The 23,573-nt window shown below is 56.0% G+C and carries 22 protein-coding genes; 12 read left to right on the top strand and 10 right to left on the bottom strand.

The window, feature by feature from the left end; genetic code table 11:
• Nucleotides 1-6 precede the first annotated feature (6 nt).
• From paaE to EoCCA6_RS21610, 10 genes are all read left to right on the top strand, one after another.
• The gene (paaE, locus tag EoCCA6_RS00845) at nt 7-1,077 is read left to right on the top strand and encodes a 1,2-phenylacetyl-CoA epoxidase subunit PaaE (RefSeq protein ID WP_152081027.1); all 1,071 of its coding nucleotides are present in this window, start codon (nt 7-9) and stop codon (nt 1,075-1,077) included.
• The gene (paaF, locus tag EoCCA6_RS00850) at nt 1,074-1,841 is read left to right on the top strand and encodes a 2,3-dehydroadipyl-CoA hydratase PaaF (protein WP_152081028.1); all 768 of its coding nucleotides are present in this window, start codon (nt 1,074-1,076) and stop codon (nt 1,839-1,841) included. Before paaE ends, paaF begins: the two co-directional genes overlap by 4 nt.
• 38 nt (nt 1,842-1,879) lie before the next feature.
• Nucleotides 1,880-2,629 (top strand): 2-(1,2-epoxy-1,2-dihydrophenyl)acetyl-CoA isomerase PaaG, encoded by a 750-nt coding sequence (paaG, locus tag EoCCA6_RS00855; protein WP_420841614.1) that lies wholly within the window; start codon nt 1,880-1,882, stop codon nt 2,627-2,629.
• Between the two features lies 1 nt (nt 2,630).
• Complete coding sequence (gene paaH, locus EoCCA6_RS00860) at nt 2,631-4,055, top strand: 3-hydroxyacyl-CoA dehydrogenase PaaH (RefSeq protein WP_152081030.1); 1,425 nt, start codon at nt 2,631-2,633, stop codon at nt 4,053-4,055.
• Nucleotides 4,045-4,467 (top strand): hydroxyphenylacetyl-CoA thioesterase PaaI, encoded by a 423-nt coding sequence (gene paaI / locus EoCCA6_RS00865; protein WP_152081031.1) that lies wholly within the window; start codon nt 4,045-4,047, stop codon nt 4,465-4,467. The genes paaH and paaI overlap by 11 nt, the downstream gene beginning before the upstream one ends.
• Nucleotides 4,467-5,672 carry a 3-oxoadipyl-CoA thiolase gene (pcaF, locus tag EoCCA6_RS00870; RefSeq protein WP_152081032.1) on the top strand — a complete coding sequence of 402 codons (1,206 nt, stop codon included), beginning with the start codon at nt 4,467-4,469 and terminating at the stop codon, nt 5,670-5,672. The genes paaI and pcaF overlap by 1 nt, the downstream gene beginning before the upstream one ends.
• Nucleotides 5,673-5,698: 26 nt before the next feature.
• The gene (gene paaK, locus EoCCA6_RS00875; protein WP_152081033.1) at nt 5,699-7,015 is read left to right on the top strand and encodes a phenylacetate--CoA ligase PaaK; all 1,317 of its coding nucleotides are present in this window, start codon (nt 5,699-5,701) and stop codon (nt 7,013-7,015) included.
• Nucleotides 7,016-7,106: 91 nt separating this feature from the next.
• Nucleotides 7,107-8,039, top strand: a complete 933-nt coding sequence (gene paaX, locus EoCCA6_RS00880) for a phenylacetic acid degradation operon negative regulatory protein PaaX (protein WP_152081034.1) — start codon at nt 7,107-7,109, stop codon at nt 8,037-8,039.
• Between the two features lie 9 nt (nt 8,040-8,048).
• Complete coding sequence (gene paaY / locus EoCCA6_RS00885) at nt 8,049-8,642, top strand: phenylacetic acid degradation protein PaaY (RefSeq protein WP_152081035.1); 594 nt, start codon at nt 8,049-8,051, stop codon at nt 8,640-8,642.
• A gap of 153 nt (nt 8,643-8,795) precedes the next feature.
• A complete protein-coding gene (locus tag EoCCA6_RS21610; RefSeq protein ID WP_215722009.1) occupies nt 8,796-8,960 on the top strand; it encodes a YnfU family zinc-binding protein in 165 nt (54 codons plus the stop codon).
• Nucleotides 8,961-9,055: 95 nt separating this feature from the next.
• Here EoCCA6_RS21610 and EoCCA6_RS00890 read toward each other — a convergent pair whose 3' ends face one another.
• From EoCCA6_RS00890 to EoCCA6_RS00905, 4 genes are all read right to left on the bottom strand, one after another.
• Entirely contained in the window at nt 9,056-9,829 is a 774-nt protein-coding gene (locus EoCCA6_RS00890) for a hypothetical protein (protein ID WP_152081036.1), read from the bottom strand.
• Nucleotide 9,830: 1 nt separating this feature from the next.
• Nucleotides 9,831-10,028, bottom strand: coding sequence for a hypothetical protein (locus EoCCA6_RS00895; RefSeq protein WP_152081037.1), 198 nt, complete (start codon nt 10,026-10,028; stop codon nt 9,831-9,833).
• 141 nt (nt 10,029-10,169) lie between these two features.
• Nucleotides 10,170-11,201, bottom strand: coding sequence for a methionine synthase (locus EoCCA6_RS00900; protein ID WP_152081038.1), 1,032 nt, complete (start codon nt 11,199-11,201; stop codon nt 10,170-10,172).
• A 24-nt stretch (nt 11,202-11,225) separates the two neighbouring features.
• Nucleotides 11,226-12,209, bottom strand: coding sequence for a DUF1852 domain-containing protein (locus EoCCA6_RS00905; protein WP_152081039.1), 984 nt, complete (start codon nt 12,207-12,209; stop codon nt 11,226-11,228).
• Nucleotides 12,210-12,381: 172 nt separating this feature from the next.
• Between EoCCA6_RS00905 and EoCCA6_RS00910 the strand changes: the two genes are divergently transcribed.
• Nucleotides 12,382-12,921: a DUF2058 domain-containing protein gene (locus EoCCA6_RS00910; protein ID WP_152081040.1), complete on the top strand. Its 540-nt coding sequence runs from the start codon at nt 12,382-12,384 to the stop codon at nt 12,919-12,921.
• A 7-nt stretch (nt 12,922-12,928) separates the two neighbouring features.
• Here EoCCA6_RS00910 and EoCCA6_RS00915 read toward each other — a convergent pair whose 3' ends face one another.
• Together EoCCA6_RS00915 and azoR are read right to left on the bottom strand one after the other, a co-directional pair.
• Nucleotides 12,929-13,615, bottom strand: coding sequence for an RluA family pseudouridine synthase (locus EoCCA6_RS00915; protein ID WP_152081041.1), 687 nt, complete (start codon nt 13,613-13,615; stop codon nt 12,929-12,931).
• Between the two features lie 89 nt (nt 13,616-13,704).
• Complete coding sequence (azoR, locus tag EoCCA6_RS00920) at nt 13,705-14,310, bottom strand: FMN-dependent NADH-azoreductase (protein ID WP_152081042.1); 606 nt, start codon at nt 14,308-14,310, stop codon at nt 13,705-13,707.
• A 204-nt stretch (nt 14,311-14,514) separates the two neighbouring features.
• On the opposite strand from azoR, the gene hrpA reads away from it, so the two are divergent.
• Nucleotides 14,515-18,417 carry an ATP-dependent RNA helicase HrpA gene (gene hrpA, locus EoCCA6_RS00925; protein WP_152081043.1) on the top strand — a complete coding sequence of 1,301 codons (3,903 nt, stop codon included), beginning with the start codon at nt 14,515-14,517 and terminating at the stop codon, nt 18,415-18,417.
• Nucleotides 18,418-18,499: 82 nt separating this feature from the next.
• On the opposite strand, the gene EoCCA6_RS00930 is transcribed toward hrpA, so the two are convergent.
• From EoCCA6_RS00930 to EoCCA6_RS00945, 4 genes are all read right to left on the bottom strand, one after another.
• Nucleotides 18,500-19,159 carry an O-methyltransferase gene (locus EoCCA6_RS00930; protein WP_152081044.1) on the bottom strand — a complete coding sequence of 220 codons (660 nt, stop codon included), beginning with the start codon at nt 19,157-19,159 and terminating at the stop codon, nt 18,500-18,502.
• A 96-nt stretch (nt 19,160-19,255) separates the two neighbouring features.
• Entirely contained in the window at nt 19,256-20,635 is a 1,380-nt protein-coding gene (locus tag EoCCA6_RS00935; protein ID WP_152081045.1) for an efflux transporter outer membrane subunit, read from the bottom strand.
• A complete protein-coding gene (locus EoCCA6_RS00940) occupies nt 20,632-21,714 on the bottom strand; it encodes an HlyD family secretion protein (protein WP_152081046.1) in 1,083 nt (360 codons plus the stop codon). Before EoCCA6_RS00940 ends, EoCCA6_RS00935 begins: the two co-directional genes overlap by 4 nt.
• A 31-nt stretch (nt 21,715-21,745) precedes the next feature.
• Nucleotides 21,746-23,398 carry an MFS transporter gene (locus tag EoCCA6_RS00945; protein WP_167515519.1) on the bottom strand — a complete coding sequence of 551 codons (1,653 nt, stop codon included), beginning with the start codon at nt 23,396-23,398 and terminating at the stop codon, nt 21,746-21,748.
• Nucleotides 23,399-23,573: the final 175 nt, after the last annotated feature.

Below are 23,573 nucleotides of genomic sequence, written 5' to 3' on the forward strand. Positions count from 1 at the left end.
GCTGCCATGACAACGTTTCATTCATTAACAGTGGCAAAGGTGGAACCCGAAACCCGCGACGCGGTGACCATTACTTTTGCGGTGCCACAGGCTTTGCAGGAGGCGTACCGCTTCCGCCCAGGGCAACACCTGACTCTGAAAGCCACGCTTGACGGTGATGAACTGCGCCGCTGCTACTCCATCTGCCGAAGCGCCGCGCCGGGTGAGATCAGCGTGGCGGTTAAAGCCATCGAAGACGGGCGTTTCTCCCGCTATGCCCGTGATGAAATTACACAAGGTATGGCGCTGGAGGTGATGGTTCCGCAGGGGCATTTCGGCTACCAGCCGCAGGCCGACCGGGAAGGCCACTATCTGGCGATTGCCGCAGGCTCCGGGATCACGCCGATGCTGGCGATTATCTCCGCCACGCTCGCCACCGAACCGAACAGCCATTTCACGCTGATTTACGGCAACCGCAGCAGCCAGAGCATGATGTTTCGTGGCGCGCTGGCAGACCTGAAAGACAAATACCCGCAGCGGCTGCAACTGGTCTCCATCTTCAGCCAGGAGCGGCTTGACAGCGATCTGCTTTATGGCCGCATCGACGGTGAAAAACTGCAGGCGCTGGCAAAAACGCTGATCAACTTCCGCCAGTACGACGAAGCCTTTATTTGCGGCCCGTCGGCGATGATGGATGACGCGGAAGCGACACTGAAAGCACTGGGTTTGCCGGAAAAAGCGATTCACCTTGAGCGCTTCAACACGCCGGGTGCTGGTGTTAAACGCGCGGTGAGCGTACAGGCCGAAGGACAGAAAGTCACCGTGCGCCAGGACGGACGCGACCGCGAAATCACCCTGACCGCGGATGACGAAAGCATTCTTGACGCAGCCCTTCGCCAGGGCGCGGATCTGCCGTATGCCTGCAAAGGCGGCGTCTGCGCCACCTGTAAATGCAAAGTGCTGCGCGGCAAGGTGGACATGGCCACCAACTACAGCCTGGAGCCGGACGAACTGGCCGCCGGGTATGTGCTGAGCTGTCAGGCGCTGCCGTTAACCGCCGACGTGATGGTTGATTTTGATGCGAAGGGGATGGCATGAGCGAACTGATTGTCACCCGTCATGGCCGCGTGCTGCAACTGACGCTGAATCGTCCGGCGGCACGTAATGCACTCAACAATGCGCTGTTATTGCAGATTGCCGACGCGCTGGAAGCCGCTGCAGTGGATAGCGAAATCTCCGTCTGTGTGATCCACGGCAGCGAGCGCTGCTTTGCTGCCGGGGCAGATCTCAACGAAATGGCGGAAAAAGATCTGCCCGCCACCCTGAATGACATTCGCCCTCAACTGTGGACGCGGATCAACGCCTTTAACAAACCGCTGATCGCCGCCGTGAACGGCTTCGCACTGGGAGCCGGGTGCGAACTTGCGCTTTTGTGTGACGTGGTGATTGCTGGGGATAACGCCCGTTTCGGCCTGCCGGAAATTACCCTCGGCATTATGTCGGGCGCAGGCGGCACTCAGCGTCTTATCCGCTGCGTCGGTAAATCCCTTGCCAGCAAAATGATCCTCACGGGGGAAAGCATTACCGCGCAGCAGGCGCAGAACGCCGGTCTGGTCAGCGATGTTTTCCCACCCGCCCTGACGCTGGAATATGCCCTGAAACAGGCGGCACTGATGGCGCGTCACTCTCCGCTGGCGCTTCAGGTGGCGAAACAGGCGCTGCGTCAGTCTCAGGAAGTCCCGCTGCAGGCGGGGCTGGCTCAGGAGCGGCAACTGTTTACGCTGCTCTCAGCGACCGACGATCGCCGGGAAGGCATCGACGCCTTCTTACAAAAACGCACCCCCGACTTTAAAGGACGCTAACTGTGGAATGTATTCTGAGTCATGTAGAGCAAGGCGTGATGACCCTTACGCTGAACCGTCCGGACCGTCTGAACAGCTTTAACGATGTGATGCACCAGCAGCTTGCTGAGTGCCTGAAACAGGCCGAGTGCGATGACACTATCCGCTGCCTGCTGATCACCGGCGCGGGGCGCGGCTTCTGCGCAGGGCAGGATCTTAACGACCGCAACGTAGACCCGAATGGTCCTGCACCGGATCTGGGCATGTCCGTTGAAACCTTCTACAACCCGCTGGTGCGTCGCCTGGCAAAACTGCCGAAACCGGTGATTTGTGCCGTCAATGGCGTGGCGGCCGGAGCCGGTGCCACGCTGGCGCTCGGCTGCGACATGGTGATTGCGGCCCGCTCAGCCAGCTTCGTGATGGCCTTCAGTAAACTGGGCCTGGTGCCGGACTGTGGCGGGACCTGGCTGCTGCCGCGCGTTGCCGGACGCGCCCGCGCCATGGGGCTGGCGCTGCTCGGTGACAAACTCAGCGCGGAGCAGGCACAGGCCTGGGGGATGATCTGGCAGGTGGTGGATGACGAGCAACTTTCCGCTACGGCACAGCAGATGGCGCTGCACTTTGCGTCGCAGCCCACCTTTGGACTGGGGCTGATCAAACAGGCGATCAATGCTGCTGAAACCAACACCCTGGATGCCCAGCTTGACCTGGAGCGCGACTACCAACGCCTGGCCGGGCGCAGCGACGACTACCGCGAGGGCGTTAGCGCGTTCCTCGCGAAGCGCGCGCCGAACTTTACGGGGAAATAAGATGCTGAACATAGGTACTGTCGCCGTGATTGGCAGCGGCACGATGGGGGCGGGTATCGCTGAAGTGGCCGCAAGTCATGGGCACCAGGTGCTGGTTTATGACATCGCCGCAGAGGCGATTTCTCGTGCCATTGACGGTATTCGCCAGCGCCTGACGTCGCGTGTGGCGCGCGGAAAATTGTCTGCCGATGCCAGCGAACAGATCCTTGCACGTTTGCTCCCGGTAACGGATATCCAGGCCCTGGCCGCAGCGGATCTGATCATTGAGGCTGCTTCTGAGCGTCTTGAGGTGAAAAAAGCGCTGTTTGCGAAACTGGCCGCTATCTGCCCGCCGCAGACGCTGCTCACCAGCAACACCTCATCTATTTCTGTTACTGCTATCGCGGCAGACATTCACCATCCTGAGCGTGTCGCCGGGCTGCATTTCTTCAACCCGGCACCGGTAATGAAGCTGGTGGAAGTGGTCAGCGGGCTGGCGACGTCGCCAGAAGTGGCAGACGCGCTGTGCGAGCTGGCGATGAACTGGGGTAAACAGCCGGTGCGCTGCCAGTCGACGCCCGGTTTTATCGTCAACCGCGTGGCGCGACCATTTTATTCCGAAGCCTGGCGTGCGCTGGAGGAGCAGGTGGCAACACCTGAAGTGATTGACGCTGCGCTGCGCGAAGGCGGTGGCTTCCCGATGGGGCCGCTGGAGCTGACGGACCTGATTGGTCAGGACGTTAATTTTGCGGTGACCTGTTCCGTGTTTAATGCCTTCTGGCAGGAGCGTCGTTTTCTGCCGTCGCTGGTGCAACAGGAGCTGGTGCTGGCGGGGCGGATGGGTAAAAAAAGCGGGAAAGGCGTTTACGACTGGCAGGGCGATAAGCCTGAAGTCGGATGGTCAGAGACGGTCAGCAAGCGCTTTAGCCCGATCCACGTGGAACGAATAAGTGACGGTGTCACGGAAATTGACGACGTGCTGTTGATTGAAACGCAGGGGGAGACGGCACAATCGCTGGCGCTGCGTCATCAGCGTCCGGTTGTGGTGGTGGATCGGATGGAGCGTGAGGTCGCCGTTATCGCGGTGGCGTCCAGTAATCCAGATGCGGCCACGCAAAAAGCCATCTGTTACCTGCAACAGCAGGGAAAACGGGTGGTGCAGATAGCGGATTACCCTGGTCTGCTGGTCTGGCGCACGCTGGCGATGATTGCCAACGAAGCGCTGGACGCCCTGCAAAAAGGGGTTGCCAGCGAGAAGGATATCGATACCGCCATGCGTCTCGGCGTGAATTACCCGAACGGTCCGATCGCCTGGGGCGAACGCCTGGGCTGGCAACGCCTGTTAACGCTGCTGGAAAACCTGCAACGTCACTACGGCGAAGAACGTTATCGCCCCTGTTCACTGCTGCGCCAGCGTGCGCTTCTGGAGAGTAGCTATGAGTCATAACGCCTGGCACAACGCCCGCACCATGTATGAACAGGACGCCTGTGCGCAGGCGCTCGGCATCGACATTATCGACATGGACGAAGGCTATGCGGTGGTAACCATGACCATCACCCCGCAGATGCTCAACGGCCATAAAACCTGTCACGGCGGACAACTGTTCTCGCTGGCCGATACCGCGTTTGCCTACGCCTGCAACAGCCAGGGTCTGGCGGCGGTGGCCTCTGGCTGCGCGATTGATTTTCTGCGTCCGGGCTTTGCCGGTGACACGCTGACCGCCACTGCGCGGGTGAAGCACCAGGGCAAACTGACCGGCGTGTACGACATTGAAATTCAAAATCAACAACAGAAAACCGTCGCTCTCTTTCGCGGAAAATCTCACCGCACTGGCGGCAGTCTGACAGGAGGAGCCTGATGCGTGACGCATTTATTTGTGATGGTGTTCGTACCCCGGTCGGTCGTTATGGCGGGGCGTTATCGGGAGTGCGCGCAGACGATCTTGGCGCGGTGCCACTGCGTGCGCTTTTGGCGCGCTACCCACAGCTGGATGCGGAGCGCATTGATGATGTGATCTTCGGCTGCGCTAACCAGGCCGGGGAGGACAACCGCAACGTGGCACGCATGTCGGCGCTGCTGGCCGGACTGCCGCAGACGGTTTCCGGTACCACCATTAACCGTCTGTGTGGGTCGGGTCTCGATGCGATTGGTTTTGCGGCACGCGCTATCAAGGCGGGGGATGGTGACCTGCTGATCGCGGGCGGCGTGGAGTCGATGTCCCGCGCGCCGTTTGTGATGGGCAAAGCTACCACCGCGTTTCAGCGTCAGGCGGAGCTTTTCGATACCACCATCGGCTGGCGATTTGTGAATCCGCTCATGCATCGGCACTTCGGAACTGACAGCATGCCAGAAACGGCAGAGAATGTAGCTGAATTGTTAAATATCAGCCGAGCCGATCAGGACGCCTTCGCGTTGCGCAGTCAGCAACGTACCGCGCAGGCGCAGCAAAACGGCATTCTGGCGCAGGAGATCGTGCCGGTGAGCATCACGGGTAAGAAAGGGGCCGTCAGCGAGGTTTCTGTGGATGAGCATCCGCGCGCCGATACCACGCTGGAACAACTCGCCGCGCTGAAAACGCCATTTCGTCAGAACGGTGTGGTCACGGCGGGGAACGCCTCCGGCGTGAACGACGGCGCAGCGGCGCTGATTATCGCCAGCGAGCAGATGGCGCGTGCGCAAGGGTTAGTCCCGCGCACGCGTATCGTGGCGATGGCGACGGCAGGCGTTGAACCGCGTCTGATGGGATTAGGCCCGGTGCCCGCCACCCGCAAAGTGCTGGAGCGCGCCGGACTCAGCATGACTGATATGGACGTCATTGAGCTTAACGAAGCCTTCGCTTCGCAGGCGCTGGGTGTGCTACGCCAGCTGGGCTTGCCGGATGATGCCGCACACGTCAATCCGAACGGGGGGGCCATTGCGCTGGGCCATCCGCTGGGAATGAGCGGTGCCAGGCTGGCGCTGGCCGCGAGCAATGAATTGCATCGACGCAACGGACGCTATGCGCTGTGTACGATGTGCATCGGTGTGGGTCAGGGCATTGCCATGATCCTTGAGCGTGTTTGAGCGAATAACAATGTGAGTACCCTGCAATGACAAATACAACAACGGTAGATCCGATCGAAACCGCGTCCATTGATGAATTACAGGCTCTGCAGACCGCGCGCCTGAAGTGGACGCTGCACCACGCTTATAACAATGTCCCGATGTACAAACGCAAGTTTGATGCCGCGGGCGTTCACCCCGACGATTTTAAAGAGCTTGCCGACCTGCAAAAATTCCCGTGCACCACTAAACAGGATCTGCGCGATAACTATCCGTTCGACACCTTTGCCGTACCGATGGAGCAGGTGGTGCGTATCCACGCGTCATCCGGCACCACCGGAAAACCGACCGTGGTGGGTTACACGCAAAATGACATCGACAACTGGGCCAATATCGTTGCCCGTTCCCTGCGTGCTGCAGGCGGCAGCCCGAAAGATAAAATTCATGTGGCTTATGGCTACGGCCTGTTTACCGGCGGGCTGGGTGCGCACTACGGTGCAGAGCGTTTAGGGGCAACAGTGATCCCGATGTCCGGCGGCCAGACCGAAAAACAGGCGCAGTTAATTCGCGATTTCCAGCCGGATATGATCATGGTGACGCCGTCTTATTGCCTGAACCTGATTGAGGAGCTGGAGCGCCAGATGGGTGGCGATGCCAGCCAGTGTTCACTGCGCGTCGGTGTGTTCGGTGCAGAGCCGTGGACGCAGGCGATGCGCCGCGAGATCGAAAAACGCTTAGGCATTACGGCGCTGGATATCTATGGCCTGTCCGAAGTGATGGGGCCGGGTGTGGCGATGGAGTGTCTGGAAACCGCCGACGGCCCGACCATCTGGGAAGATCATTTCTACCCGGAAATCGTTAACCCGAACGATGGCACGGTGCTGAGCGACGGCGAGCAGGGCGAACTGCTGTTCACCACCCTGACCAAAGAGGCGCTGCCGGTGATCCGTTATCGCACCCGCGACCTGACGCGTCTGCTGCCGGGAACCGCGCGCACCATGCGCCGTATGGACAGGATCAGCGGGCGCAGCGACGATATGTTGATCATTCGCGGCGTGAACGTCTTCCCGTCGCAGCTGGAAGAGGAGATCGTCAAGTTCGAACACCTGTCCCCGCATTATCAGCTGGAAGTGAATCGCCGTGGACATCTTGATTCGCTTTCTGTGAAGGTTGAGCTGAAAGAGAGCAGCTTAACGCTGACGCACGAACAGCGCTGCCAGGTGTGCCATCAGCTTCGCCATCGCATTAAATCAATGGTCGGGATCTCTACCGACGTGATGATCGTCAACTGTGGCAGCATACCGCGCTCCGAGGGGAAAGCCTGCCGGGTGTTTGATTTGCGAAAAGTGGCGGCTAACGGTTGAATTTTCCCCTCACCCCGTGGGAGTGCGCCGGGGTGAGGGTATACCTCTGATTCCTATGCTATGATTCATCCAGGACAAAAAATACAACAGAATGAATCACATGAAACTTGATGCCTTTATCCAGCATGCTGTCAGCTCTGTTCCCATCAGTGGAACCTCGCTCATCGCGTCTTTATACGGTGATGCACTTTCCCATCGCGGCGGCGAGATCTGGCTTGGTAGCCTGGCGGCGCTGCTGGAAGGGATGGGATTTGGCGAACGTTTTGTACGTACTGCGTTGTTTCGCCTGAACAAAGAAGGCTGGCTGGATGTCTCCCGCATTGGTCGGCGCAGCTTTTATCGTCTGAGCGATAAAGGGCTGCGTTTAACCCGTCGTGCGGAGAGTAAAATCTACCGCGCGGAACTGCCCGCGTGGGACGGAAAATGGCTGCTGCTGCTGTCTGAAGGCCTGGATAAAACCACGCTCGCGGACGTTAAAAAACAGCTAGTCTGGCAAGGGTTTGGTACATTAGCGCCGAGCCTGATGGCCTCGCCGTCACAGAATCTGGCGGATGTGCAATCGCTGCTTCACGATGCAGGCGTGGCGGAAAATGTCATCTTCTTCGAAGCGCATTCTCCGCTGGCGCTGTCGCGCGCCGCGCTGCGCTCGCGGGTTGAAGAGTGCTGGCAACTGACCGAACAAAACACCCTGTACGAAACGTTTATTGATTCATTCCGTCCGCTACTGCCATTACTGAAAGAGGCCGCGCCGGACGATCTTACGCCGGCGCGCTGCTTCCAGATCCAGCTGTTATTGATTCATTTTTACCGCCGCGTGGTGCTGAAAGATCCGCTCCTGCCGGAGGAGTTGCTCCCTGCGCACTGGGCGGGGCAAAGCGCGCGGCAGTTGTGTATCAACATCTACCAGCGCGTTGCGCCGGGAGCGCTGGCGTTTGTCAGCGAAAAAGGTGAAACCTCTGTCGGGGAACTGCCTTCGCCCGGCACGCTCTATTATCAGCGTTTTGGTGGTCTGAATATCGCATAAGGAGAAGGTATGCCTGTTTATCAAATTGACGGCCTGACGCCGGTGGTGCCTGAAGAGAGCTATGTTCACCCGACGGCGGTACTGATTGGCGACGTGATTCTGGGCAAAGGCGTTTATATTGGCCCCAACGCCAGCCTGCGCGGTGATTTTGGCCGTATCGTGGTGAAAGATGGGGCGAACGTCCAGGATAACTGCGTGATGCATGGTTTTCCGGATCAGGATACAGTAGTGGAAGAGGACGGGCACATTGGTCACAGCGCCATTCTGCACGGGTGTATTATCCGCCGTAATGCGCTGGTGGGGATGAACGCGGTGGTGATGGATGGCGCAGTGATCGGTGAAAACAGTATTGTCGGTGCGGCGGCGTTTGTTAAGGCGAAAGCGGAAATGCCGGCCAACCATTTGATCATTGGCAGCCCGGCGAAAGCGATTCGTGAGCTGAGCGAGCAGGAGCTGGCATGGAAGCAGCAGGGCACGCGGGAGTATCAGATGCTGGTGGAGCGTTGTAAACGAACGATGCACCAGGTGGAGCCGTTGCGAGAGATCGAGCCAGAGCGTAAGCGGCCAACGTTTAGTGAGAATTTAAAACCGAAGTCTTCCTGAACGGGCAGGTAAGCGGGCGCATAACGTCAACCGGATGCCGGAAAGAAAAAGGCAGGGGGTATTTTGGCCCTGTTGTACGTTATGGCGTAACAAATACAAGCAACATTCTCATGAAACGTGTATGGTGGCAGTCCCTTAAATCAGGAGATGCCTATGTCTGGACGTAAAAATACACAAGCTCGTCGAAATCACTTAGTTAAATGCCCATGCCCGAACTGCTCAAAAGATTCTGAACATAGTTTTAGCCGTGTCCAAAAAGGATCTCAACTTGTCTGCCCGTACTGCAGCACTCTCTTTAAATCAACACAACGACTCTAAAAAGCCCGTACTTGCCAGATGATGATGTGAATAAATTCAGGAACCGACTCATTTGGCAACGAACAAATAGATCGTTGCTCTCGTCGGGCTGAGATTTAGCGCTTCAGATTTTCCCCGCGTTGCGCCATCGATAATGCGCTGGCACTCGCCGGATCAAACAGTGAAAGACTCTCGATTTGATCCAGCATAATCACTTTTCTGAAGGCCATTGCACTTTGTGGCTCGGAATCAAGCGTAATATCATGTTCGGCGTACCACTTACTGTAATTATGCTCAATGCACAGGTTCATGGTTTTTCCGTCACGGTAGCCACTGAGCATCGGAATGAGCACAATATTGGCTGTCTTTTCATATTCCAGCGTCGCGGTATGGATCATGCCGACATATATTCGCCTCGACTTAAGCGTTACCTGCGCCAGTTCACCTTCCTCCATGCACTGATAAAGCAGTTGTTCGATACCGCTCGACTGTGCCAGGCGCTTATACAGCTTTTTTCTGCCTTCACCATCCAGCCTGGCGCTGCCAGCCCAGTTAGAACGGTAGAGGCAAAACAGTATGGCGAACGCCAGCATCACGACCACCGGAGCCTGGATACCCAGAAAACTCCAGTTCATAAAGTCAATTTGCCAGTCGGCATACTTTTGAGACGTCAGATGGAAAGTATTGTCCGCAGCGGAAAGCGCGAGCAGCAGTAGCCAGAGCAGGCCGGTTGCGAGCACGCCCTGCAGAACGAAAATACAGCCATACAGCGCGACGAGAAAATAAACATCCCATCCGAAGGAACGCTTGATTTTGAAGCGGGTGGAGAGATCGCGGCTGGTGTACCAGTAACCACACACCATCAGCACCATAAATATCGCCGTTCCCATATTACGCCCTCTTCAGTGCGTTAACATGGCGCAGGAAGTCTTGTCGCACGTCGTTGCTTTTATAGTTAACGGAGGCGTTACCGTCCTGGTCAATAATAATACGGTCACCATCCTCCACGGCTTCAATGATTTCCTGCTGGCTCATCACCTGTAGCAACGATTCCGGGCTTGAAAACAGTGCTAAAAATATACGTCTCATCGTGAGGCATCCTTATGAACAAAAAGGATAAGCCTGGTAGATAAATGATAAAGTTGCACTAAGGTAATGCTGAAAGGTTATCCGTTCATGGACTGATAACCTGCCTCAGCATTAACCTTGTGCGGCACTTAAATCGCCGTGTTATTGCGACGAGAGTTCCCTGCGGATAATGTCAGCGCCTGCGCTTAGCGCGTTGAGCTTGCCATTGGCAACCTGACGAGATAACGGTGCCATACCGCAGTTTGTGGAAGGATAGAGCTTATCGGCATCGACAAACTGAAGTGCTTTTCGCAATGTATCCGCGACTTCCTCTGGCGTTTCAATGCTATTTGTGGCGACGTCGATAGCTCCAACCATCACTTTTTTACCGCGGATCAGTTCAAGCAGATCCATGGGAACGCGGGAGTTATGGCACTCCAGTGAGATGATGTCGATATTCGAGGTTTGCAGCTTCGGGAAGGCCTCTTCATATTGTCGCCACTCTGAACCCAGCGTTTTTTTCCAGTCGGTATTGGCTTTAATGCCATAGCCATAGCAGATATGTACCGCGGTTTCACATTTAAGTCCTTCAATGGCCCTTTCTAATGCGGCGATGCCCCAGTCATTGACCTCATCAAAAAAGACATTAAAGGCGGGTTCGTCAAACTGGATGATATCGACGCCTGCCGCTTCTAACTCTCTGGCTTCCTGGTTAAGGATTTTGGCGAATTCCCAGGCCAGCTTTTCGCGGCTTTTATAATGGGCATCGTACAGCGTATCGATCATCGTCATTGGGCCCGGCAATGCCCACTTTATCGGCTGCCGGGTAAGCTGACGTAAATATTTTGCATCGTCAACGAAAACGGGTTTTTGACGCGCCACGGCGTCAACCACGGTGGGGACACTCGCATCATAGCGATTACGAATTCGCACGGTCTGACGGTTTTCAAAATCAACACCGCTGAGGTGTTCGATGAATGTTGTCACGAAGTGCTGGCGGGTTTGCTCGCCGTCACTGACAATGTCGATACCCGCGCGTAGCTGGTCATCCAGGGACAGACGCAGAGCATCCTGTTTGCCTTCAGTTAATATTTCATCGTGCAATTTCCAGGGTGACCAGAGTGTCTCTGGCTGAGCAAGCCAGGACGGCTTCGGTAAACTGCCGGCCGTTGAGGTGGGGAGCAATGTTTTCATAATAAAAGACCTTGGATAAGTGAATTAAAGCGGGTAGTTATTAGACCACTGCTCAAGAATATGTTTATAAGGTTTGATAAAGCACTCTTCAGTGAATTTACCCTGTTCAATGGCTAACCGGCTGCGTTCTTCCCGGTCATACACAATTTTGGTTAATGAGTGATCCTGGTGGTTCAGATCTGGCTGATAATAATAACCCGCTGTCGAGTTCGCATTATAAATTTCAGGACGATAAATCTTCTGGAATGTCTCCATCGTGCTGATAGCGCCGATCAGTTCAAGATTGGTATAATCGCTCAGCAAGTCGCCGGTAAAATAAAAGGCAAACGGCGCGGCACTGTTTTCAGGCATAAAATAACGAACCTGCAGCCCCATTTTACCGAAGTATTGCTCAGTCAACGATGTGCCCTCTGGCTTATACTCAATGCCCAGTATAGGGTGCAGGTTTCCTGTGCGACGGTAGATGTCTTTACTCGAAACGCTCAGGCAGATCACCGGCATTTTTTTAAAGTTCTCTTTATATTCACTGGAGTGAATGAAATGCCTGAAGATGTTGCCATGCAATTTACCGAAATCGTCCGGAATGCTGAAGCCGGATTGGCCCTTATTGTGTTCTGGCAGAACAACACTGAAGTCATAATCCCGTACATAGGAAGAGAAATTATTTCCTGTTATGCCTGCAATACGCGAATCGGTTTTTTTATCTACGATGTAGGTTTGCAATATTTCGATTGCCGGAAAAGAATGGTGACCGCCCTCATGCGCAATGTTAAGATCAACAGAAATGATTTCAAGCTCAACAGAATAACGATCGGATTTTGGGTTATCCCAGCAGGCTAATGCATTAAAACGATTGTTAATCATTGCAAGCGTATTGCGCAAATTTTCCTGCCGCTTTTCCCCTCTGGCAAGATTGGCAAAATTAGTCGTCGTACGCGTTCTTTCTGACGGATTATAATTCTCATCAAAGCCGCTTCGCTTCAGCGTAAATGTAAAAGCGTTACTCATCGTGATCGTGTATCCTGGGTTTTCATGTTACTAAAGAGTTAATAATGCACATTTATGCCTGAGTCACCGGGGGAGGGGAAGTGACTTAATTTCACTGCAACATGAGCTATCTTCATGAACGGCTCAGTTCCAGGTATAATCCTTAAAATTTCCAACCGGTTTAGAAACGATCATGACAAAACTCACCCTACAAGAGCAGATGCTGAAAGCAGGCTTAGTCAGCAGCAAGAAAATGGCTAAAGTGCAGCGCACGGCGAAAAAATCACGCGTACAGGCGCGTGAGGCCAGAGAGGCGGTAGAAGAGAACAAAAAAGCGCAGATTGAGCGTGACAAACAACTGAGCGAACAGCAAAAACAGGCTGTGCTGGCGAAAGAGTTTAAAGCGCAGGTGAAGCAGCTGATTGAGATGAACCGCATTACCATTTCAAAAGGCAGCATCACGTTTAACTTCACCGACGGTAATCTTATCAAAAAGATCGAGGTGGATAAGCAGACTCAGGCACAGCTGATCAACGGCCGTCTGGCGATTGCGCGTCTGGTGATGAATGCCAACGGTGATTGTGACTATGCGATTATTCCGGCGGTAGTGGCCGATAAAATAGCCCAGCGCGATGCCGACAGCATTGTGTTAAACAGTGCGCTAAGCCAGGAAGAGCAGGACGAAGACGATCCTTACGCGGATTTTAAAATCCCTGACGATTTAATGTGGTAAACCCGTTTTAAAACGGGGCGGCGTGACGGGCGTTGATCGCCTGTCCGCTGACAGGGTGGACAAAATCCAGCTCGCTGGCATGCAGCATCAGCCGCGGCGTCTTTTCGGTGCCGGGCCACGCAAGACCGCCATACAGATCGCAGCCTAAAATAGCGTGACCCAACTGCTGGCAGTGAATGCGCAACTGGTGAGTACGCCCCGTCTCCGGAATCAGTTTCACCCGCGTCAGCGGCAGTTCCGTTCCCTGATAACACCGCACTACCACCTGATAACGGGAGCGGGCAGGTTTACCGTTGATGGCGCAAATCGACATCAGCGGGAACAGCGCCGGGTCTTTGGCAATCGGCGCATCGATGATCCCTTCGTCCTGTTTCACATGCCCGCAAAGCAGGGCGGTATAGATCTTTTTCACGGTGCGCTGGCTAAACTGGTGACATAGCGCGGCATTTATCGTTTTATTACGGGCAATCACCATCAGCCCGGATGTACCAAAATCAAGACGATGCACCAGCGCGCAGCCAGGAAAGGTTTGCACCAGACGGTGATGGACGGAATCGAGATTTTGCGGGTTCTTACCCGACAGGCTTAGCAGGCCGGAAGGCTTATTGATCAGCAGCAGATGCTCGTCCTGCCAGAGAACGTCGATCTCATCAGGACAAGGTGGGGCAATAAAGGTATCGACAATGACTGACATCAGGCTGCCCGGCTGGAGAGTGGGAGCGGATGATAACGAAATACAGGGAAAAGAAAAACCCTCCCACCGGGCGGTGAGAGGGGAAAATCTTATGCTGCAACCAGGCTGTCGATTGCCGCTTTAGCATCGGTCTGCGCTTTGGTCGCCACTTCAGGACCGTAAGCGATACCTTCCGCGAACACAAAGTTCACGTCGGTAATGCCGATGAAGCCCAGGAACAGGCTCAGGTACGGAGCCACCAGATCCGTTGGGGTGTCTTTGTGAATACCGCCGCGGCTGGTCAGCACAATCGCACGTTTACCCTTCACCAGACCTTCCGGGCCGTTCTCGGTGTAACGGAAGGTTACGCCAGCACGTGCCACCAGGTCGAAGTAGTTCTTCAACTGGGTAGGGATGTTGAAGTTGTACATTGGCGCGTTGATGACGATAACGTCATGCGCCTGCAGTTCAGCAATCAGCTCGTCAGAGAGCGCCAGGGCTTCCTGCTGACGTGGCGTCAGCGGCGCATCGCTCGGACGCAGCGCACCAACCAGTTCGCCATCCAGTACAGGAATCGGGTTCGCCGCCAGATCACGGACGGTGATTTCGTCAGCGGAATGCTGCTCACGCCACTGTTCAACAAAATAGTCGGACAACTGACCAGACTGTGAGTACCCTGCCAGAATACTGGATTTCAACACTAATACTTTGCTCATGGGTGATTCCTGTTTTGTATTTGATTGAAGGGGGTTGCCCCGTTGCTTGTTGACACTCTATTCACAATCCTGCCACAGGGATAGCGCAATATATCGAATTCTATGTTCGAAATTTTTGAATAAGGCGCTAAAAGCGCCGATGTGGTACTCTATATCAATCATTAAAAAGAGAATTTATCCGGCAGTGCACTGCCCGTTAACGCTATGACAGATCAACAAAAATTCACCTTCCCGATGCTCCTGCAACAGCTTGATTCCCTGATGCTGCGCGACAAACAGCGGTTTGCGCGCCGTCTGCACGGCGTTAAGAAGGTTAAAAATCCTGATGCACAACAGGCCATTTACCAGGAGATGGCGAAAGAGATAGCTCAGGCGGCAGGGAAGGTTGTGCTGCGCGAAGCCGCACGTCCGGCGATCGCCTACCCGGAAAACCTGCCTGTCAGCCAGAAGAAACAGGACATTCTCGACGCCGTGCGCGATCACCAGGTGGTGATTGTCGCGGGGGAAACCGGGTCGGGGAAAACCACGCAGCTACCGAAGATTTGTATGGAGCTGGGGCGCGGGGTGAAAGGGCTGATTGGCCACACCCAGCCGCGTCGTCTGGCGGCGCGTACCGTGGCGAACCGCATTGCCGAGGAGTTGCAAACGGAGCCGGGTGGCTGCATCGGGTATAAGGTGCGCTTCAGCGATCACGTCAGTGATAACACCATGGTCAAGCTGATGACCGACGGTATTCTGTTGGCGGAAATCCAGCAGGATCGCCTGCTGATGCAGTATGACACCATTATCATCGATGAAGCGCATGAGCGCAGCCTGAACATCGATTTCCTGCTCGGCTACCTGAAAGAACTGCTGCCGCGTCGCCCGGATCTGAAAATCATCATTACCTCCGCGACCATCGACCCGGAACGCTTCTCGAAGCATTTCAACAATGCGCCGATTATTGAGGTGTCAGGACGCACGTATCCGGTCGAAGTGCGCTATCGCCCGATAGTCGAAGAGGCGGACGATACCGAGCGCGATCAGCTACAAGCCATTTTTGATGCCGTCGACGAGCTGGGTAACGAAAGTGCGGGTGACATTCTGATCTTTATGAGCGGTGAACGGGAAATCCGCGATACCGCCGATGCGCTCAGCAAGCGCGACCTGCGCCATACCGAGATCCTGCCGCTGTATGCCCGCCTGTCGAACAGCGAACAAAACCGTGTGTTCCAGCCCCACAGCGGGCGTCGCATTGTACTGGCGACCAACGTGGCGGAAACCTCGCTTACCGTGCCGGGCATAAAATATGTGATTGACCCTGGTACGGCGCGTATCAGCCGCTACAGCTACCGCACCAAAGTCCAGCGTCTGCCGATTGAGCCGGTTTCACAGGCTTCAGCGAACCAGCGTAAAGGCCGCTGCGGTCGTGTGTCGGAAGGGATCTGTATCCGTCTCTACTCCGAGGATGATTTCCTGTCGCGCCCGGAATTTACCGACCCGGAAATTCTGCGTACTAACCTGGCGTCCGTTATCCTGCAGATGACTGCGCTGGGGCTGGGCGATATTGCCGCGTTCCCGTTCGTCGAAGCGCCGGACAAGCGCAACATCCAGGACGGTGTGCGTCTGCTGGAGGAACTCGGTGCGATCACGACTGACGAGCAGGCGACGGCCTACAAACTGACGCCGCTGGGCCGTCAGCTCAGCCAGCTTCCGGTCGATCCGCGTCTGGCGCGGATGGTGCTGGAGGCGCAGAAACACGGCTGCGTGCGTGAGGCGATGATCATCACCTCGGCGCTCTCGATTCAGGACCCGCGTGAACGTCCGATGGACAAACAGCAGGCATCTGACGAGAAACACCGTCGCTTCCACGACAAAGAGTCCGATTTCCTCGCCTTCGTGAACCTGTGGAACTACCTCGGCGAGCAGCAGAAAGCGCTCTCCTCGAACCAGTTCCGCCGTCAGTGCCGCGTGGATTTCCTCAACTACCTGCGCGTGCGTGAGTGGCAGGATATTTACACTCAACTGCGTCAGGTGGTGAAAGAGCTGGGGATTCCGGTCAACAGCGAACCGGCGGAGTACCGCGAAATTCATATCGCGCTGCTGACCGGCCTGTTGTCCCATATCGGGATGAAAGATGCCGACAAGCAGGAATTTACCGGCGCGCGTAACGCCCGTTTCTCGATTTTCCCTGGATCGGGCTTATTCAAAAAACCACCGAAATGGACAATGGTTGCCGAGCTGGTGGAAACCAGCCGCCTGTGGGGGCGTATTGCGGCGCGTATCGATCCTGAGTGGGTTGAGCCTGTCGCACAGCACCTGCTGAAACGCTCGTACAGTGAACCGCACTGGGAGCGGTCGCAGGGCGCGGTGATGGCAACAGAAAAGGTGACCGTTTATGGCCTGCCGGTGGTGGCCGCGCGTAAGGTCAACTACAGTCAGATCGATCCGGCCCTGTGTCGCGAGCTGTTTATCCGTCATGCGCTGGTGGAGGGCGACTGGCAGACGCGTCACGCGTTCTTCCGTGAAAACCTCAAACTGCGCGCCGAAGTGGAAGAGCTTGAGCATAAATCCCGCCGCCGCGACATTCTGGTGGATGACGACGCGCTGTTTGAGTTTTACGACCAGCGCATCAGCCACGATGTCATTTCCGCCCGCCATTTCGACAGCTGGTGGAAGAAAGCCAGCAAAGAGACGCCGGACCTGCTCAACTTTGAAAAGAGCATGTTGATCAAAGAGGGCGCGGAGTCGGTCAGCAAGCTCGACTACCCGAACTTCTGGCATCAGGGCAACCTCAAGCTGCGGCTGACTTATCAGTTTGAACCGGGCGCAGATGCGGATGGCGTGACGGTACACATCCCGCTGCCGCTGCTAAACCAGGTGGAAGAGAGCGGGTTCGAGTGGCAAATTCCCGGCCTGCGTCGCGAGCTGGTGATTGCGCTGATTAAATCGCTGCCTAAACCGGTGCGCCGTAACTTTGTGCCCGCGCCAAACTATGCGGAAGCGTTTTTAGGCCGCGTGACGCCGCTGGAACTGCCGCTGCTGGACGCGCTGGAGCGTGAATTCCGGCGCATGACCGGCACCACCATCGACCGCGACGACTGGAACTGGGATCAGGTGCCCGATCACCTGAAAATCAGCTTCCGCGTGGTGGACGATAAAAATAAAAAACTGCAGGAAGGCCGTTCGCTGACTGAACTTAAAGACGCCCTGAAGGGCAAAGTGCAGGAGACGCTCTCTGCCGTGGCGGATGACGGCATTGAGCAGAGCGGCTTGCATATCTGGAGCTTTGGTCAGCTTCCAGAAAGCTACGAGCAGAAACGCGGCAACTACAAGGTGAAAGCCTGGCCAGCGCTGGTGGATGAACGCGACAGCGTGGCGATCAAACTCTTTGATAACCCGCAGGAGCAGCAGCAGATGATGTGGCGCGGGCTGCGTCGCTTACTGCTGCTGAACATCCCGTCGCCGATTAAGTATCTGCATGAGAAGTTACCGAACAAAGCCAAGCTGGGTCTCTACTTCAACCCTTACGGGAAAGTGCTGGATTTGATTGACGACTGCATCTCCTGCGGCGTGGACAAGCTGATCCACGAGGCGGGCGGTCCTGTCTGGACGGAAGAGGGTTTTGCGAAGCTGCATGACAAAGTGCGCGCCGGGCTGAACGACACCGTGGTGGATATCGCCAGACAGGTCGAGCAGATCCTCACCGCCGTATTCAATATCAATAAACGCCTGAAAGGGCGTGTGGATATGACCATGGCGCTGGGGCTGTCTGACGTGAAGGCACAGATGGCGGGGCTGGTGTACCGTGGGTTTGTCACCGGCAACGGCTTCAAACGCCTCGGCGATACGCTGCGTTATCTGCAGGCGATTGAAAAACGTCTGGAGAAAATGGCTATCGATCCGCATCGGGATCGTGCGCAGATGCTGAAAGTGGAAAACGTGCAGCAGGCGTGGCAGCAGTGGCTGAACAAACTGCCTCCGGCGCGCCGCGATGATGAGGACGTGCGGGAGATCCGCTGGATGATTGAGGAGCTACGCGTCAGCTTCTTCGCTCAGCAACTGGGTACACCGTATCCGATTTCGGATAAGCGTATTTTGCAGGCGATGGAGCAGATTTCCGGTTAAAACCCTTGCCCGGTGGCGCTGCGCTTACCGGGCCTACGGAAGAAAATGTAGGTCGGGTAAGGCGTAGCCGCCACCCGGCTGGTTATCGTTCCACCATTGCCAGCGTAAACCCGTCCCAACCCTTAACCCCCACCGTTTGCAATGCGGTGGCGGTTAAACGCGGATTATCCCCAGTCATCTCGATAAACCGTCGCACCCCCTGCACGCGCGGGTCGTCGCTTTGCCCGTTAATCACTTCGCCATCGCGCACCACGTTATCGCCGATAATCACCGTGCCGGGGCGGGAATAGTACAGCGCCCATTCCAGATAACCGGGGTTGTTCGGCTTATCTGCATCGATAAAAATCAGATCAAACGGAGGAATATCGCCAAGTTGCTCCAGCGATTTGAGCGCTGCGCCTTCAATTAACTCTATACGATCGTTCAACCCCGCCAGGCTGATATTCTGGCGTGCAACCTCGGCATGCGTGGGGTCAGCTTCAAGCGTAATCAGCTTACCGTCCGGTGGCAGGGCGCGCGCCATCCAGATTGAACTGTAGGCACCGAGCGTACCGATCTCCAGAACACGCCTTGCCTGAGTCATACGAACAAACAATGCCAGCAGTTGCCCCTGATTGGCGGCAACATCGTGCTCAGGCAAACCAGCGCGTTTGTTGTTTTCAAGAACCTGCTGGAGTACCTCATCCTCAGGGATAAGCGAAGAAATCATGTAATTATCTACTGCAGACCACGGTTGTTGCATAGATTGACTCCTTAGGGGAAATTGCCGGGTGCCGGTTTTCTCCCTCTCCCATTGGGAGAGGGGCGGGGTGAGGGGCGGGGTGAGAACACTTCTGATTCACGCGTTCTTCCATCCGCCGCCCAGCGCTTTATATAAATCAATCTGCGCCAGCAGCAGGTTATTTTTCACTTGTACCACGCTGGTCTGCACCGAGAACAGCGTGCGCTGGGCATCCAGTACATCCAGATAAGACGAGTAGCCATTGCGATAGCGGTTCTGCGCAATGCGCAGCGTCTCCTGCGCCACATCCTGCTGCGCCAGCAGCTCCGTCAGTTGTTCCTGATAGCGCGTAATGGCGTCGAGACTGTCGTTCACCTCAGCAAACGCATTGCGCACGGTTTTTTCATAGCTGTAGAGCGCCTGATTGCGCTGGGACTGGGAAATATCCACCTGTGCGTTCAGCGCCTGACGGTTCAGCAGTGGGGCGAGAATACTGCCACCCACGCTCCAGAGCTGCAGCGGGTTATCCAGTAAACCGGAGAGCGTGCGATCCTGTATCGATCCCGTTGCCGTCAGGTTGATCGACGGCAGCAGGCTGGCGCGCGATGCCGCAAGTGTGGCATCTGCCGCAATCAACTGCCGTTCGGCCTGAACGATATCCGGACGACGGTTAAGCAGCGTGGAAGGTAATTGCGAAGGGAGTTTCAAGGGCGTCAGTGAGTCGAAATGTTTACTGCGTACCACGTCGCCGGGGTTACTGCCCAGCAGCAGGCTCAGGGCGTTCTCCTGCTGCGCAATCTGGTGCTGCAGCAGAGGAACCTGCGCCCGCGTGGCGCGTAACTCAGAATCTGACTGCATCAATTCCAGGCGTGAGCTGTAGCCCGTTTCAAACTGACGTTTGGCGAGATTGAACGCCTCTTCGCGGGATTTCAGCGTGGATTCAGTAACGCGAAGCTGTTCATCCAGCGAAAGCAGGGTGACATACCCGGAGGCCACCGAGGATGCGACGGTCAAATCAGCCGCGACCGCCGCCGCTTTTTGTGCCTCCAGCGACGCTTCGGCGGCATTAGCGGTGCTACGGTTTACGCCCCAGATATCGACGTCATAGCTTGCGGTCAGGCTACCTTTGTACAGCGTACCGTATACAGGCAGCCCGGTGGCGGCAGATTGTGAACGAGCGCGCGAGCCCGTCACACCGGCATCCAGCGACGGAAACAGGCTGCCGTCAGCAGCGTACACCCGTGCCTGATACTCATTGATACGTTCGCGGGCAATCAGCACGTCGCTGTTGTTCTTAAGCGCCTGATCCACGTAGCGGTTAAGGTCGTTGTCGTGAAAATTGCGCCACCAGAGTTGCTCCGCCGGGCTGGTCGGCCCGGTAGCCGCACGCCACTGGGCGGGGATTTGCAGGGACGGTTGCACAGGTTTAACGTCGACCGACTGGCATCCGGCCAGCGTTACGGCGATTATCAGGCCAGCTATCGGGCGAAGCGTCATTGTTGCGCCTCGCGTGTGTCAATGGTCACCTGCACTGACATACCGGGGCGGAGCCGCGCTGACTCTTCGGGTTTACCCAGCACTTCGATGCGCACCGGAATGCGCTGGGCGATTTTCACAAAGTTGCCTGTGGCATTATCTGGCGAAATGGCGCTGAATTCGACGCCGGTTGCCGGAGAGATACTTTCTACCCGGCCAGTGTAGGCTTTATCGTTTAACGCATCGACGGTGAAGGTTACCGGCTGGCCGACGCGTAAATTCGCGAGCTGCGTCTCTTTAATATTGGCGATCACCCAGTGCTGCGGCGGTACAAGTGTGGTGAGGTGAGTACCCGCGGTGACGTAAGCTCCGAGGCGGACGGCAATCTGACCAAGCTGGCCGTCACGCGGGGCGACAATTCGGGTGTTTTGCAGGTCAATCTGCGCCAGTTCCAGCGCCGCTTTAGCGTTTTCAACATCCGCCTCCAGCGAACCGCGATTCACAATGACCGTCTGCAGATCCTGACGCGACATCTCAAGCGTGGCTTTGGCCTGGTCGATATCAGCATTGCCCTGAGCGGCACTTGCCAGTGCGGCGTCGCGCTCACGAACGGAGAGTGAGCCGTCTGCTGTCAGATCTTTTACGCGCTTTAAATCCGCCTGGGTTTTCAGACTCTGGGCGCGGGCATTTTTCAACGCCGCCTCGTTTCTGGCGATGACGGCTTCAGCGCTTTTACGTTGCTGGAGATTGTTATTAAGCGCGGCAATTTTCATTGCCAACTGGGCTTCGGCCTGATGCACGCGCTGGCGATAGATGCGGTCATCAATCTGCAGCAGCAGGTCACCTTTTTTAACCTGCACAAAATCCTTCACCTTCACCTCGGTGATATAGCCATTAACCTGCGGACTGATAAACGTCGTCTGGCCGCGCACGTAGGCGTTATCGGTAAACTGCGCGTGCCGGGTGAAGGGCGGTAGCTGCCAGGCGTAAAGGATCACCAGCACGCCGACAATCCCGATTGCCGCTGCGGTGAAAACAGAAACAATGCGCACATTTTTGCGGGTATTGGCCTGCTCTTTGGCGGCATCCTGCTGACTCATAACATCTCCAGAGAAATCATTGTAATATCCATCATTTATTGCCAGTAGCCTTCTTCAGGGCCATACGGGCGGTGATGCGCAGGCGCAGCAAGCGCCATAAAATCCACACCAGCGTGGCGGCGGCAATGGCTGCCGTCAGAAGGTAAGTATCGTTGTAAGCCAGAATGTTTGCCTCAAGGGTTGTGACCGTCTGAAGCTGAGTGATGGCCTGCGTGCTGAGCAGCGAGCTGTCACCAATCAGGCTCCGGTACAGCTGGGTGTAAGCCTGAATCCGCTCATTCACCAGCGGGTTCAGCGTTGTGAGTTGATCCGCCAGCAGGCTGGAGTGGTATTTTTCGCGCCAGGTCTGGAACGTGCCCAGAACGGCTGAGCCGAGAAGCCCGCCGATATTCTGACTCATGCCGAACAGCACAGAGAAACTGACCAGATTACGCGGGTCGGCAATCACGCCACCAATGCCGGCCAGCATCGCCGGGGCGAGGAAGAACGCGCTACCGAAGCCGAGCAGGAACTGGCTGAGCATCAGTTGATCCGGGCGGGTGAGATTGCTGGAATGGCTGTCCAGCAGCGAGGCGATAATCATGAGCAGCAGCGAAGTGACTATAGGCCACGCCAGTTTCGTCGGTTTTATCGTGAGACAGCTGGCGACGATACCGCAGACGATCCCGGCGAAAATCGACCATGCCAGGTGGGTCATCTGCTCATTTTGCAGCCCGACAAACTGTAGCCAGCCAATCACACCGGTGTTCTGTTCCGCCAGGACGATGCGGATCAGCAGCATAATCAGCCCCAGGCGCACGATACTGCCGCTCGACAGCCAGCGGGTATTGAGCAGGGGATTGCTGCGGTTATGCTCAAACACAATGGCGGAGACAATTAAGACCAGCGAGAGCGCCAGCGACCAGCCAATCCACGGCGCTTCAAACCACCAGTCAAGGCGGCCTAGCGACAGCACCGCGCACAGGAGCGCCATCCCCGGAGCCAGCAGAAAGAAGGTAATGAAATCTTTTTTCTCGAATACCTTGCGCCTGTCACCCGGCGGCAGCTTCAGCGCCATCACGCAGGCCAGCGATATCAGCGCCAGGCCCAGCTCAAAGAAGTACAGCCCGCGCCACTCGTCAAGCTGCAACAGTTCGGTGGAAAACAGCCGGGCCAGGGGGATAGCAAGAGATGAGCCGGTGATGCCGATGGTCAGTGCCTTCAGGCGGTGCTTCGCGGGCCAGGCCTGAATTTGATAGTAGATGCCCAGCGAACTAAGCGCGGCGGCCACCATGCCGTGCGCCGCGCGGACCATCAGGGCGGAGCTAAGATCGTTCACAAACAGGTGGAAAAAGGTCACCAGCACATACAGCACCAGAAAACCTTCGGTAAACGCCCGCAGACCGTATTGCTGGCGAAACTTCACCAGTAAAAGGTTAATCGAGACGTTAGTCATCACATAGACAGCAGGCAACCAGGCGATCTCGGTAGACCACGCCGCAAAAGTGCCCTGCAGATTTTGCAGATTGGCGGTGACCACCGCGTTCCCCAGCGCACCCGTCAGGCACACCAGTAAACCGACGACGCCATAGGCAACCCGTTTCGGCGTGCTGTGCACCGGCGTGGAAGGCGAACCGAGCAGAGCGGGTTTTTCATGTGGCTGCCACTCGCGAGGAGCATAAGGATCGCGTTGGGGCAGGCGCATAACGTCGTTTACCTTTGAAAAATGGAATAGTTAGTGGGCTAATGATTCTACGTCTGACGCAAATCATAATTCAAGTGAATATGATTATGACATGTTACGCCATTGAAGCAGAAAAATGAGAGAATAGCGGTATGACGGGCGCGCTGGCTTTCAGAGAGATCTCCTTTTCAGCGCT

This window comes from Enterobacter oligotrophicus, from assembly GCF_009176645.1.
In the GTDB taxonomy this organism is placed as follows: Bacteria; Pseudomonadota; Gammaproteobacteria; order Enterobacterales; family Enterobacteriaceae; genus Enterobacter; species Enterobacter oligotrophicus.